The 14,289-nt window shown below is 61.0% G+C and carries 4 protein-coding genes and 2 pseudogenes; 4 read left to right on the top strand and 2 right to left on the bottom strand.

Annotation, left to right across the window (positions count from 1 at the left end; all coding sequences use genetic code 11):
- The first annotated feature begins 369 nt into the window (after window positions 1-369).
- Complete coding sequence (locus tag JWQ24_RS02940) at window positions 370-6,261, top strand: IPT/TIG domain-containing protein (RefSeq protein WP_299804141.1); 5,892 nt, start codon at window positions 370-372, stop codon at window positions 6,259-6,261.
- 585 nt (window positions 6,262-6,846) lie between these two features.
- On the opposite strand, the pseudogene JWQ24_RS28530 reads toward JWQ24_RS02940, so the two are convergent.
- Window positions 6,847-7,191, bottom strand: a pseudogene (locus JWQ24_RS28530) (DUF2399 domain-containing protein).
- A gap of 49 nt (window positions 7,192-7,240) precedes the next feature.
- On the opposite strand from JWQ24_RS28530, the pseudogene JWQ24_RS02935 reads away from it, so the two are divergent.
- Window positions 7,241-7,441, top strand: a pseudogene (locus JWQ24_RS02935) (ATP-binding protein); the annotation flags it as partial.
- Between the two features lie 229 nt (window positions 7,442-7,670).
- A complete protein-coding gene (locus tag JWQ24_RS02930; RefSeq protein ID WP_299804139.1) occupies window positions 7,671-8,912 on the top strand; it encodes a patatin-like phospholipase family protein in 1,242 nt (413 codons plus the stop codon).
- Between the two features lie 46 nt (window positions 8,913-8,958).
- Here JWQ24_RS02930 and JWQ24_RS02925 read toward each other — a convergent pair whose 3' ends face one another.
- Window positions 8,959-12,318: an adenylate/guanylate cyclase domain-containing protein gene (locus JWQ24_RS02925; protein ID WP_299804138.1), complete on the bottom strand. Its 3,360-nt coding sequence runs from the start codon at window positions 12,316-12,318 to the stop codon at window positions 8,959-8,961.
- Window positions 12,319-12,527: 209 nt separating this feature from the next.
- On the opposite strand from JWQ24_RS02925, the gene JWQ24_RS02920 reads away from it, so the two are divergent.
- Window positions 12,528-14,210 (top strand): methyl-accepting chemotaxis protein, encoded by a 1,683-nt coding sequence (locus JWQ24_RS02920; RefSeq protein WP_299804136.1) that lies wholly within the window; start codon window positions 12,528-12,530, stop codon window positions 14,208-14,210.
- The last annotated feature ends 79 nt before the right edge of the window (window positions 14,211-14,289 follow it).

Genomic DNA, 14,289 nt, shown 5'->3' with positions numbered 1-14,289 from the left:
AACTACAGAGAAAAGATATTTGTTTCACAACCTCCCAGCCGCGGCGATGTTTCGCCTACAGATTGTAGTTACCAAATTGTTACACTTTCCCGGTTTCTTTTTGGTTGAGCTTAACCGCGCTTGCAATCTTGGCTAAATGCCGCCCACCTTGAGAAAATTGCATGAGGCGGCCGCCGCAGTTGTCCCTCACTCTTTTTATTTGCCCCATTGGTCACAGCTTATTTCGGGTCTCGGATGTCAGCTTTGGTAGGACACGGCGCAAGGCGATGCGATGCGGCGTGTGGCGAGAGCAGCTGCGCTGCCGCGCTTCAGGGCCGAGAATGTGCTGCGGTATTTCAGTTCGGAATGGGCGGCGCCATCATTGCGAGGATGGCGCGGTTTGCAACCGCGCAGATGTACAACAGCCTTTGCCTGCTTATTGGCCTGGTGATGTTGATGTTCGTCGCGGCCGGCAGCGCTTTCGCATGCACCGTGCCGAGCACCGGCAGCGGCACTAGCATTGCATTCACATCCGTGGGCCAGACCATCTCCATCTGCATCACCGACGATCAAGCTAAATGGGGGCTGTTTCCGCAGTTGAATGTCCAATCCAATTTCAATTACCCGATAGGCAATACGACGGGCACGAAGAGCAATTCGCTCTTTAGCTATGCCGACTATACGTACACGACATCAAAAGCCGTCTATTTGCTGCACCCGGTTCAGGGGGCGGCGTTCGCCGGTGCAGATGAAGTCAAGGTGACTTTGCAGTCGCTGTCCGGTACCGGATCGGAGTCGCTAAGCCTGTATTCGTCCTCATATTGTACCGATGTGGGTAATTGCACATCCGGGCCGCAGGACACCGGAACTTACATCGGTCCGACCGATACGCTGTTCGCCATCGGGGTGACGTTGCCCATTCCGCCGACCCTGGCATCGATCGCGCCGACCAGCGGCACGACGGCGGGCGGCACGACAGTCACCTTGACCGGTACCAATTTCGTGACAGGGACGACGGTGACTATCGGCGGTGTCGCGGCCACGGGCGTCACAATCAACAGCGCCACATCGATCACGGCGACCACGCCGGCCTACGCGTCCGGCGCGCTGGCAAAAGACGTTGTTGTGAACAACGGGGCTGGCACGGCAACGCTTACTGGCGGCTTCACCTATACGGCGGCAGCACCGACGTTGACAGCGATCTCGCCGACCAGCGGCACGACGGCGGGTGGCACGACAGTGACCCTCACCGGTACAAACTTCGTGCCGGGGACGACCTTGACCATCGGCGGTATCGCGGCCACGGGCGTCACGATCAACAGCGCCACATCGATCACGGCGACCACGCCGGCCTACGTGTCCGGGGCTCTGGCGAAAGACGTTGTGGTGAACAACGGCACTGGCACGGCGACGCTCACCGGTGGCTTCACCTATACGGCGGCGGCGCCGACGCTGACGTCAATCTCGCCGACCAGCGGCACGACGGCGGGCGGCACGATTGTAACCCTCACCGGCACCAGTTTCGTGCCCGGCACCACAGTGACCATCGGCGGTGTTGCTGCTACGGGCGTCACGATCAACAGCGCCACATCGATCACGGCGACCACGCCGGCCTATGTGTCCGGCACGCTGGCGAAAGATGTTGTTGTGAACAACGGCGCTGGTACGGCGACGCTCACCGGTGGCTTCACCTATACGGCGGCAGCGCCGACGCTGACGTCAATCTCGCCGACCAGCGGCACGACGGCGGGCGGCACGACAGTCACCTTGACCGGTACCAATTTCGTGACAGGGACGACGGTGACCATTGGCGGCATCGTAGCCACGGGCATCACGATCAACAGCGCGACCTCGATCACGGCGACCACGCCGGCCTATGTGTCCGGCGCGTTGGCAAAAGACGTTGTGGTAAACAATGGCGCTGGCCCGGCAACGCTTACTGGCGGCTTCACCTATACGGCGGCAGCATCGACGCTGACATCGATCTCGCCGACCAGTGGCACGACGGCGGGCGGCACGTCAGTGACCCTGACCGGCACAAACTTCGTGCCCGGCACCACAGTGACCATCGGCGGCGTCGCGGCCACGGGCGTCACGATCAGCAGCGCTACATCGATTACGGCGACCACGCCGGCCTATGTGTCCGGCGCGTTGGCAAAAGACGTTGTTGTGAACAACGGGGCTGGCCCGGCAACGCTTACTGGCGGCTTCACCTATACGGCGGCAGCACCGACGTTGACAGCGATCTCGCCGACCAGCGGCACGACGGCGGGTGGCACGTCGGTAACCCTGACCGGTACTAATTTTGTGCCTGGGACGACGGTGACCATTGGCGGTATCGCGGCCACGGGCGTCACGATCAGCAGCGCCACTTCGATCACGGCGACCACGCCGGCCTACGTGTCCGGGGCTCTGGCGAAAGACGTTGTGGTGAACAATGGCGCTAGTACGGCGACGCTCACCGGTGGCTTCACCTATACGGCGGCAGCGCCGACGCTGGCATCGATCTCGCCGACCAGTGGCACGACGGCGGGCGGCACGACAGTGACCCTGACCGGTACAAACTTCGTGCCCGGCGCCACAGTGACCATCGGCGGTATCGCGGCCACGGCCGTCACAATCGGCAGCACCACATCGATCACGGCGACAACGCCGGCCTATGTGTCCGGAGCGCTGGCGAAAGACGTTGTTGTAAACAACGGCACTGGCACGGCGACGCTCACCGGTGGCTTCACCTATACGGCGGCAGCGCCGACGCTGGCATCGATCTCGCCGACCAGCGGTGCGATGGCAGGCGGCACGACAGTGACCCTCACCGGTACGAACTTCGTGCCGGGGACGACCTTGACCATCGGCGGTATCGCGGCCACGGGCGTCACGATCAGCAGCGCCACATCGATCACGGCGACAACGCCGGCCTATGTGTCCGGCGCTCTGGCGAAAGATGTCGTCGTCAATAACGGTGCTGGCCCGGCGACGCTCATCGGTGGCTTTACTTATTCGGCAGCAGCGCCGACGCTGACATCGATTGCGCCGAACACTGGCCCGACGATGGGTGGCACATCAGTGACCCTGACCGGCACCAATTTTGTGCCGGGGACGACGGTGACCATCGGCGGCGTCGCGGCCACGGGCGTCACGATCAACAGCATCACGTCGATCACGGCGACAACGCCGGCCTATGCCTCCGGCGCTCTGGCGAAGGATGTCGTCGTCAATAACGGTGCTGGCACGGCGACACTCACCAACGGCTTCAACTATACTGCGGCGGCGCCGACGCTGACATCGATCGCGCCAAACGCCGGCGCGACGGCAGGCGGCACGTCAGTGACTCTGACCGGAACTAATTTTGTACCGGGGACGACGGTGACCATCGGCGGTGTTGCTGCGACAAGCATTGTTGTTACGAACGTCACGACCATCACGGCTGTGACGCCGGCCTATGTCTCCGGTGCTCTCGCGAAGGATGTTGTCGTCAACAACGGCGTCAGCAACGCGACGCTCACGGGCGGCTTCACCTACATTGCGGCGGCGCCGACGCTGACGTCGATCACACCGAACACCGGCACGACGGCGGGCGGCACATCGGTCACCTTGACCGGCACTAGTTTCGTGCCGGGGACGACGGTGACCATCGGTGGCGTCGCGGCCACGGGCATCACGATCAACAGCGCCACGTCGATCACGGCCACGACGCCGGCCTATGTCTCCGGTGCTCTCGCGAAGGATGTTGTCGTCAACAACGGCGTCAGCAACGCGACGCTCACGGGCGGCTTCACCTACATTGCGGCGGCGCCGACGCTGACATCGATCGCGCCGAACACCGGCACGACGGCGGGCGGCACGTCGGTGACCCTGACCGGTACCAGTTTCGTACCGGGGACGACGGTGACCATCGGCGGTGTCGCGGCCACGGGCGTCACGATCAATAGCGTCACGTCGATCACGGCGACAACGCCGGTCTATGCCTCCGGCGCTCTGGCGAAGGATGTCGTCGTCAATAATGGCGGCGGCAGTGCAACGCTCACCAACGGCTTCACCTACATTGCGGCGGTGCCGACGCTGACATCGATTGCGCCGAACACCGGCTCGACGGCGGGCGGCACGTCGGTGACCCTGACCGGTGCCAACTTCACGCCCGGGGCCACGGTGACCGTTGGCGGTGTGGCGGCGACCAGCGTCGTCGTCGTCAGTGCAATCTCCATCACCGCTGTAACGCCGGCAGGATCGGCCGGCGCCAAGAGTGTGCTGGTGACGGCGTCTGGCGGCACCAATGCAGCAAATACCCTGTACACTTACGTGGCGCCACCGCCGACAGTCACGGCGGTCAGTCCTAATTCCGGGCTGACAGCTGGCGGCACCAGCGTGACGATCACTGGCACCAATTTCACCGGTGCGACGGCCGTCACGATCGGCGGAGCTTCGGCGACGGGCATCAGCGTCGTCAGCGCGACCACGATCACCGCCGTCACGGCAGCCCATGCCGCAGGCGTGGTGGATGTGGTGGTGACGACACCTGCCGGCAGCGGGACGGGCATCGGGCTCTTCACCTATTCGTCCGTGCCGACGGTTGTCTCGATCACACCGAGCACCGGCACCGGGGCAGGCGGCACAAGCGTGACGATCTCGGGCACTAATTTCACGGGTGCGACGGCCGTCACGATCGGCGGAGCTTCGGCGACGGGCGTCAGCATCGTCAGCGCGACCACGATCACCGCGGTCACACCGGCGCATGGTGCGGGCGTGGTCGATGTAGTGGTGACGACGCCGGGCGGCACCGGCACGGGATCCGGCCTCTACACCTATGCCGTGCCGGCCACAACGACCGCGGTGGCATCCTCGAAGAATCCAAGCGAGGTCGGACAAGCCGTCACATTCACGGCGACCGTGAGCAGCAATGCGGGCACCCCCATCGGCACGGTGGTCTTCAACGATGGCGGCACGGCGCTCGGAACTGCGACCCTGGCCGGGGGCGTTGCGACGCTGACGACATCGGCGCTGACGCTCGGCGCCCATACCATCACGGCGGTGTTCACCGGCAATAGCAGTTTCTCCGGCAGTACGTCGTCTGCCCTGCAGCAGGCAGTCAATACGCCGCAAGACAGTTTGAATCTGCGGGCCTTGCAGATAGCGGCCACCAAGACGATCGCGCAGAATTCCGGCGCCGCGATCACAGGCGCGATCGACACGGCGATCTCGGACGGCTTCAGCGGCGGCAGCAGCAGCTTCATGACGCCGTCCGCGGGTGGCATGCGCTTCAACTTCTCGGCCGATCCGGATCAGTCGGCTTCGCCGACATCGGGGCCGACGATGAGCAACGCCATCCGTGACCGCGCGACGGCGATGAACGGCAATGGTCAGTTCGGACGCGGTCGCTCGTCGGGTGACAAATCCCGTGTCGATGATGCCTTCGCTGCGATCGACCGCAACGCGCCGCCGACCAAGGCACCGCCAAAGCGCGTGAGCGAGCCGCCGGACTGGCTGTTCTGGGCTGACGTCAAAGCCACGGGGGTCGGGCGCTGGGGATCGGCAAATGCCGGGCCGTCGCCGCTGTATGGCAACCAGTTCAACTTCCTGATCGGCGCCACGCGCCGCGTCACGCCGAATTTGGTGATTGGTGCGGTCGGCGGTTATGAAACCTTCGATTACAGGTCCGATACGTTGAACGGGCGTCTCAAGGGAGACGGCTGGACGATCGGCTCCTATCTCGGCTGGAAATTCGCCGAAGGCCTTCGCTTCGATGCGGCGGCGGCCTATTCGGGGATCGGTTATGACGGCACCTCCGGCAGCGCGAGCGGCAATTTCAGCGGCCATCGCCTTCTGGTGTCGGGCGGTCTGATCGGCAACACGAAATTCTATGGGCTCGACATCGAGCCTTCCGCGAAGGTTTATGCGCTGTGGGAAAACGAGAACGCCTACACCGACACGCTTGGCACGCTGCAGGCGGATCGCACCTTTTTCACCGGGCGGGCTTCGGCGGGCGTCAAGGTGGCCTATCCCTGGCTGTACAGCGCGAACGTCGCGCTCTCGCCGTTCGCCGGCCTCTATGCCGATTATTACTTCACCGGCGATAATGCCGACATCGTGGCGCTCGCAGGCGGCGCACCTCTGGCCTCCGTTCCGCTCCTTGATGGCTGGTCCGCGCGCGCGGTCGGCGGCGTGGCTGCGCGGTTCGCAGGCGGCGCGTCCGTGGCATTCGGGGCCGAACTTGGCGGCTTCGGCAGCGACGTGCAGATCTGGACCTTCCGGGGCCAGGCTTCGGTGCCGTTCTCCGCGCAGTGATGGCAACATGGATGAGCGCTGGTCACGATTAACGACAGGTTGAACGGTGGCGCCCAAGTTTCCTAATGAACTGCCTCGCAACCGTTAACGCGCATGGTAATGGGACGCATCACGTGCTGCGTCGGCGCGCACTGCCGCTCAAGCTGTTGGAATACCGACGAACTGGCTGTCGCCTCCAGAAGAGACGATCGTTGAGCAATGCGTTCGATTCTCCAATCACACCTAAATGGCCACCATCAGCAAATGTCTGTATCGATGGTTGCGAGTCTATGATTTGAACCTACTCACGATTGTTTTAGATGGCGACGGATCGCGCACGAACGGCAGCTTTGGCGGACTGTCAGGACATCGCCTTCCGAGTTAGCTGTTCTCCCGGTGGGAAAGCAACGCTCCTGTGATAGCGCTCTCGCGATGTAGCAAACCAGTGACTCGCCCCCACAAGTGCCCTCAACAGTTGGGGACAGATCTCTCCGAGTCTGCGGTGAGATCTAGCATTATACAGCAATTTCAATCATATAAGAGTTCGTAGCTTTGTTCTGGATGGCGCGCCATTCTGCTTCCATTCAGAATAAAACCACGAACCCGTTATCTTGCCGATCTGAGATCCTTCAAGGAAGAAGCCGCAAGAGCCTCCTCAGCAACAGAGAGACGGTGCTGCTGCATCGTTGTCATCACCCCGTCGGCCCAAGACGCGCGTGCAGCCTTTCCCGTGAGCGCCTGTCCACGGTCAGATGCTCCTTCAACGGCGGACTCGTCGTCGTCGGTGTTAAAGCGCCAGGATTACGCTCCATGCTTGCGCATCGCATGGTTGCCAATTCGCACTCCCGCCTGATCGAAATCGCCGTGATAGCAAAGCCTCGCACCTGCCTTAGCCAATTGCGGCAACAGGCACCGCTGTGCCGCGGCGGGCATGTCGTCAGTGCAGACCAGCGACTCAGGCGTTGCATCATCACATTCACTTCGTCAGACATAATGGCCTTCCGAGCGGCTCACCGGCGCGCTCCCCGACCGCCTCACGCATCACGTCCATATCCTCGAAATGAACGGCGACAGCTTCAGGCTTGCTGACTCCAGGCGCCGGTCACGCCGAGTCCGATCAGAGCCGCTGTCGGACGCGGCCCTTCAAATACTGAAACGCGACAAGCAAGAAGGCCCCCGACATCGGGGGGCTTCTTGCTAGTGTCCGTGCCGCACTTTTACTCCGGCCGGCCGCTGCAAAACCTCTCCGGCATTGATGAGCGGCTTGTTCGATAAACGACGTCTCTGTCAGTGCTGCTGTCATATGTGAATTGACGTGCAGTCGGCCGCTTTCCAAAAGTCCAAAAAAGAACTAGTCTTTCCTCATCCTCAAAACTCAAGAGTTCGGTCAGGCACATTTAATATCAAAAGCATATTAAAGGGGCGGGCGAATGAAGGAACCTGCGAAGCCTCGAATTCCAAAGAGAGCAATTACGCTTGGCGGTGGTGGACCTGCAGCAGGTCTGCACATAGGCGTTCTGAAAGCTCTTCGCGACGCCAACATAACGTTCGATGTGTGGTCTCTGTCTTGCATCGGCGCATGGGTCGGCATCGTCTACAACCAGTGCGACAAGGGCAAGGAAGTCGAACAGACATATGAATTCTTCAGGAATGGCGTGTTTCGCGATGATGAGAGCTATGAACGCTTTCCCATAAATACGGTATTTGGACCAGACTGGTTCAGCACCACGCGATCATTGATGGAGTTCGCGTCCAAGCGTGAAACTTACGATAACCTCTGGCTACCGCACCGAATGATGGATGCCTTCAAGGAGTCCATGTCGATGCTATACGACCACCTTCCTGATCGTGAGCGAGGATTCAAAAAGTGGGACGAGGGAGATATCAATAAATGGGTTCTCAATCAGGTGATGGCACCTAATCCCTTCGTTCGTTATCTTACATCCATGATGTACCTGTCCAACGTGACCGGCCTGTCCAGGATCAACTATCCGAACAGCGATTTCATGAAATCCATCAAGTTCGAAAGGCTGTTCGGGGATGAGAAGCCGTGGATCTTTCACAACGCCTGGAATCTTGATGAGCAGACACTCGCGTTCTTTTCCAACTATTCAATGAAGGATAGCGGGTACAGGGGAGACGTCAGCGCATCCACTTTATGTGCGTGTTCGGCTCTTCCTTTCATCGAAGAAACGGTGAAGATCGACGGCAATACGTATTGCGAAGGCGCGCTGGTCGATACCGTCAATTTCCGTAGCCTTCTCGAAGAACATCCTGATCTGGACGAAATCTGGGTGAGCAGGATTGTCGACGTCAAGCAAATTCGAAAACCTGAAAACCTTCACGATGCGATGGCCAATCTGTGCCAACTGTTTGCAGCCACCGTCGGCGAAGATGACGTCAAGCTGTTCAAATACCATGTGCAGTATCCTCAACCTGGAGAGCAGCCGTGGAAAGGCACGGTTGTCGAGATTCAGGTGCCCGCCACCATCGATTTCAAATGGAATCACAGCAATCTCGATCGTGGGCGAAGGCTCGGAGAAGCCGCAGCCGAGAAAGCGATCGGGGCGTATCATGCCGCGGGCGAAAATAAGACTGAAAAAGTACGGTTTATAAACGAGCGCCAAGCCGAAGATGGAAAAAAGCGATCGAGCAGGCGTGGCGCAAAGTAACGCATATCTTTGATCTAAGGCTCAACGACCTGTGGCCAGGTTCAGTTCACCGCAACTGGTCGAGCAATGCCTTCGCCTGTCTCAGATCTTGCGTGTCGAATCCTTCGGTGAACCAATTGTAGATGGGTGCGAGAAGGTCGTGGGCTTCCTTACGTCGACCTTGATCGGCCCATAGCGCGGCCAAATCTCTCGCTGCCCGAAGTTCAAGGGCATTGGCGTGCTGGTTTCTTGCCATGGTCAGCGCCTGGTTGAGCAGTGACGCCGCCTCGGCCGTGGCATCAGGGGCGTCGCGGACGAGCAGCGCATGCGCCTTCAATCGATACAGTTCTGCCTCGAATATCTGTTCGCTGTTGCGATTTGTTGTAGCGAGCCCTTGCTCGATCAGATCCAGCGCAGCCTCGCATCCGTGACTTAACAGCAAGGCCGGACACAAGAGTACATACAGCGCCGTGATGCCGAGCTGATAGCCCGCGCGGCGATATTCATCCAACGCACTCCGGACTTCCTCGATCGCGCTGGATGAAGGGTCGAGTAAAGTCACGCAGATTCCCCGGACGGCGTGCGCCAGGCCGCGCCACTGCCGAAATCCGTGTTCCTCCGATAGAGCGATACAGCGTTCTGCATATTCCTGCGCGTTCGACAGCTCCCCCCGAAGGGCGTGGAGAACAGACGCATAGTAACAAGCATAAGCTTGCGAATGCGGATGATCGATGCCGTCAGCGCGCTGAATCGCGGCGACCATTCGGTTGATTGCAGTATCGGCATCGCCGAGCAGCCAGAGAGCCCACGACATCAGGGCCAGGTCAGCCACTCCGGCGTCCTGGCCGGCCGCGCGAGCCGCCAATCTCTCCTCCTCGCTACTTCCGTTGAACGCCGCGATCGCTCGTTCGAGCACTTCGCGGGCACTGGTGAGATGTCCCATGAAAAGGCGGATCATAGCCTGCCCGCGCGTCGCGTTGAGCAACGCAGGACGATCGCCGCGCGCTTCGGCGAGATGAAGCAAGACCGCAATCGCTTCCTGGGCCGCCGGCAACTCACCGCGAATAACGCTCGCGGTGGTAAGCCAGAACATGACCTGGAGATGCTCGGGGGGATCTCCGAGGCGCTCGCACAACTCACGAGCGCGGGCGAACGTCGCGACCGCGTTGTTCGAAGCAGGTCCCTGGGTTGCGATCAGGCAGGGCCCCAGGGCGAGGTGAAAATCAAGCTCCCACCTGTCCTTTCCTCCGCTGTCGGCCAGGTGTCCCAAGGCTTCGATGCCTCGCTGCGAGTGTGCGATGGCCTCAAGGTTGGCGGAGCGCATGGCTGCTTTCTTGCTGGCCTTTAGCCAATAGCCTTGCGCCTTTTCGATGAGTCCGGCCTCGGTGAGATGGTGCGCGAGAGTTTCGGGTTGAGCCTCCACAATTTCCGGGAACCGTTGTTCGAATGCGTCCGCGATTGTGGCATGTAGCGCTGCGCGCTGGCTTTTCAGAAGTCCCGAATAGGCTGCGTCCCGCACAAGCGCGTGCTTGAAGGTATAGACCGCCTCCGGCGCCTCACCCCGACAGAATACCAGCTCTGACCGAACCAGTTGGGTAAGCGCGCCCTCAAGCTTCTCTTTAGACAGCCCCGCTACGGTGTTCAGCAGTTCGTAGGAGAATTCCCGGCCTACCACTGCACCGATCTGGGCTACTTCCCTCACCGGCGCCAACCGGTCGAGTCTTGCCACCAGCGATGCGTGCAATGTTGTCGGAATCGCCATCGAGGGCAGTGGACGGTTGAGCGCGTAATGACCGTCCCGCTCCTCCAGGAATCCGGTTTCCAGTACCGTCTTGGTTAGTTCTTCGACGAAGAGGGGCACGCCATCGGTACGCGCGAGGATCTGGTTCATCACCTCCTCCGGAAGCGTTTTTCCAGCGGTGACGCGACCGATCAATGTCGCCCCGTCGCGTCGGCTTAGTCGCGTTAGCGAGACCGTCGTCACATGTGCATGACCTGGCCAGGGTGCCGTGAACTCCGGTCTCGCGGTGATGAGCAGCAGCACCCGAAGCCGGGGCACCTGGTCCAGTATAACCGTGAGTAGCTCCAGCGAGGTCGGGTCCGCCCAATGGACATCCTCAAAAAGGATGAACAGTGGCCGCCGGGCTGCCAGGTTATTGAACTGTGCCAAAAGCGCCGCCAACGTCATTTCCTTGCGCTTTTGCGGGCTCAGCTCTGGTAGGCGATGGCGGTCATCGGGTGGTAACGACAGAAGGTTGGCCAGGAGCGGCATCGCATGGTCCGCGTCAGCGCCGGGTGGGACGAGCAAAGCTTCGAGCTTGCCGAATTTCTCCGCCGTTGAGTCACTTCGCTCAAACCGGGCGGCCCGTTCGAGTTGGCCGATGAATGGAAACAGCGCACTGTTCGTGTGATGCGCTGAGCAGAAAAAGCGCAACGGAATGTGTGGTTCGGCTTGAAGTCGTTCCTGAAGCGCGAGGGAAATGTGCGACTTGCCGATGCCCGGCTCTCCTGTCAGCACCACAACGCAGCCGTCGCCCTGCGAGGCATGCCGCCAGCGACGTACTAATAGCTCGATCTCCTCGTCGCGACCGATCAGTGGTGTCAATCTGGCCGTGTGTTGCGCCTCGAAACGGCTTTCCACTCCACTGGTTCTCAGGACCTGCCAAGCCGGTACCGGGTCCGCCCAGCCTTTAAGTGTGATAGGGCCGAGATTGCGGAATTCGAAATACCCCTCAGCGAGCCGGTGTGTACTCTCGGAGATTAGCACCATACCAGGCTCGGCGAACGTCTGCAGGCGCGCAGCTAAATTTGGCGTCTCACCGATGACCACCTGCTCCTTGGCGGCACCTTCACCGATCAAATCGCCGACGACGACTGTGCCGGTCGCGATGCCAACCCGAACTTGCAGCTTGCCGCCGATTTCTGTCGGGAGGTTGGCCACGGCGTCGACCAGCGTCAGCCCTGCGCGCGTCGCCTGCTCGGCATCATCCTCGTGCGCCAGGGGATAGCCGAAATAGGCGAGCGCGCCATCGCCCAGGTACTTAACGATAACGCCCTCATTCTGCTCGATAACCTCTGCGATACATCTGTGAAAGGCGCCTATTACCGCTCGCAAGTCCTCAGGATCAAGGCGGACCGAAAGGGCCGACGAGCCCACCAGATCGCAGAACATGACCGTAAGCTGGCGCCGCTCAGCGGCGTCTCGCGGCAACAGTTTGGCCCCTGTTTCGGGTGTTATGTGGATGCCGCCCTTAAACTCTGCAATCGCGCGCAGCATCTTGCGGCGATGCCCAAGCAGCACGCCGAGATCCTTTAGATCCTGCTCCGTCAGATCGCGGACGACCGAGAGGTCAATGGCATTCTCGCCGAAGCGCTGGGCGTACTCTCCCAAGCCGACCGATGCTAGCCATTCTGCAATCCCAGTCATGGCGGAACTCACGGTTCACGCTTGACAATAGCAGGTACGGAAGGCGTGCGAAGCCGCATCAGTCGATCCAGGCGGCGGTCTCCAGGAATTATAAAGTAATTTCAATGATATGAGAGTTCGCAATTTTATTCTGAGTGGCTTCCAATTAACGGTATCTTCGTCCATGCCGTGCCACACCCTGCGGTAATTTCCGCGCAGGGGTCGTTGCCATGATCAATAAAATCCGCATCCGAACCAAGCTTCTGCTGGTTCTGGCCCTGACTGGCATTTCATTGACGGCGGCGATCGGCGCAGCGACTTCTATTCTGCATGAGCGGATGCTGCAGGACCGCGTTGCCAAGCTGAAGGGCGTTGTCGAAATGGCGACGGAGCAGGCCAGCGCGCTCGAAGCCCAGGTCCTTGCCGGCAAGATGACGCGGGACGACGCCATGGCTCGCTTCAGGGATGCCGGCCGGGGCATGTGGTTCGATGATCACAAGGCCTATGTGGCGATCGTCAATTTCGACGGCATTTGGTTCACCAATGCCGGCGTTCCGAAGATCGAGGGTGGCCGCGGCTCGACCATGCCGGACGGCCGCTATGTTTCGGACAACCTGACGGCCGCCGTGAAGTCCAGCGACGAAGGTGTCACGACCTATGACTATCCGAAGCCCGGCACGACCGAGGCCTTGCCGAAAATGACCTTTGTCAAAAAATTCGTGCCGTGGAAGCTGATCATCACTGCCGGTGTCTGGATCGATGACCTGGAGGCAGACTATCGCGCGGTCGTGTATCGGCTGGCCGGCTACGGCATGGTGCTGCTACTCATCACCAGCGGACTGATCCTGCTGCTCAGCCGCAATATCAGCCTTTCGCTGACGGGGTTGAAAGACAAGATGGAGCGGCTGGTCGGTGGCGATCTGTCGGTTGATATCTCTGAGGCCTCGCGCAGCGACGAAGTCGGCGAGATGGCGAAAGCAGTGCAGGTGTTCAAGAACAATGCGGTCGCGATGCAGGCTATGCAGGCCGAACAGAAAGAGCTCGGCGCCCAGGCCGAGCGGCAGAAGAAACAACTGATGCGCGAAATGGCGGATGGCTTCGAGGCTCGTATCGGCGGCATCGTCGGCGCCGTGTCCGGCGCCGCAGCGGCGATGCAGAGCACCGCGCAGACGATGTCGGTCAATGCCGAAAGCACCCAGCAGCGTACCAGCGCGGTGGCCGCCGGCGCCGAGGAATCCACCGTCAATGTGCAGACCGTCGCCGCCGCATCGGAAGAGCTGGCGGCCTCGATCTCGGAAATCGGCCGCCAGGTGACGCAGGCCTCGGTGGTGGCGCGTAAGGCCAACGAAGAGAGCGAGAAGACCAATGCCAGCGTTGCCGGCCTCGCCGATGCCGCGCAGAAGATCGGCGAGGTGGTCGCCTTCATCACCCAGATCGCCAGCCAAACCAACTTGCTGGCGCTGAATGCCACCATCGAGGCGGCGCGCGCAGGCGACGCCGGCCGCGGCTTTGCGGTGGTTGCCTCCGAAGTGAAGTCGCTGGCGACCCAGACATCCAAAGCCACCGACGACATTCGCGCCCAGATCGAGACCATCCAGGCCGAGACCGCCGACGCCGTGGCGGCGATCAAGCGGATCTCGATGACCATCGTCGAGGTCAACGACATCTCCACCACCATCGCGGCCTCGATGCACCAGCAGGGCGCTGCGACCCAGGAAATCACCCGCAACGTCCAGGAAGCCGCGGATTCCGCCAAGCACGTCTCGGAAAACATCAACGGCGTCAGCGAAGCCGTCGAAGCCACCGGCCAGGCGGCCTCCGGACTGCTCGGCGAGGCCGACCGGCTGGCGGCGCAGGCCCGAACGCTGCAGGCCGAGGTCAGCGACTTCCTGGCCACGGTTCGGGCGGCTTGACGCGCTTTCGCGCGCCAGCCATCGCCGAACACGCTTTGACCTCGGGCCTGGGAGCCCCTATTTTGCGTATAGAGCTTCC

The sequence above is a fragment of the Tardiphaga sp. genome, assembly GCF_028290495.1.
In the GTDB taxonomy this organism is placed as follows: domain Bacteria; phylum Pseudomonadota; class Alphaproteobacteria; order Rhizobiales; family Xanthobacteraceae; genus Tardiphaga.
Note: the sequence above shows the minus strand (reverse complement) of the source record. Positions and strands in the feature narration are given on the sequence as shown.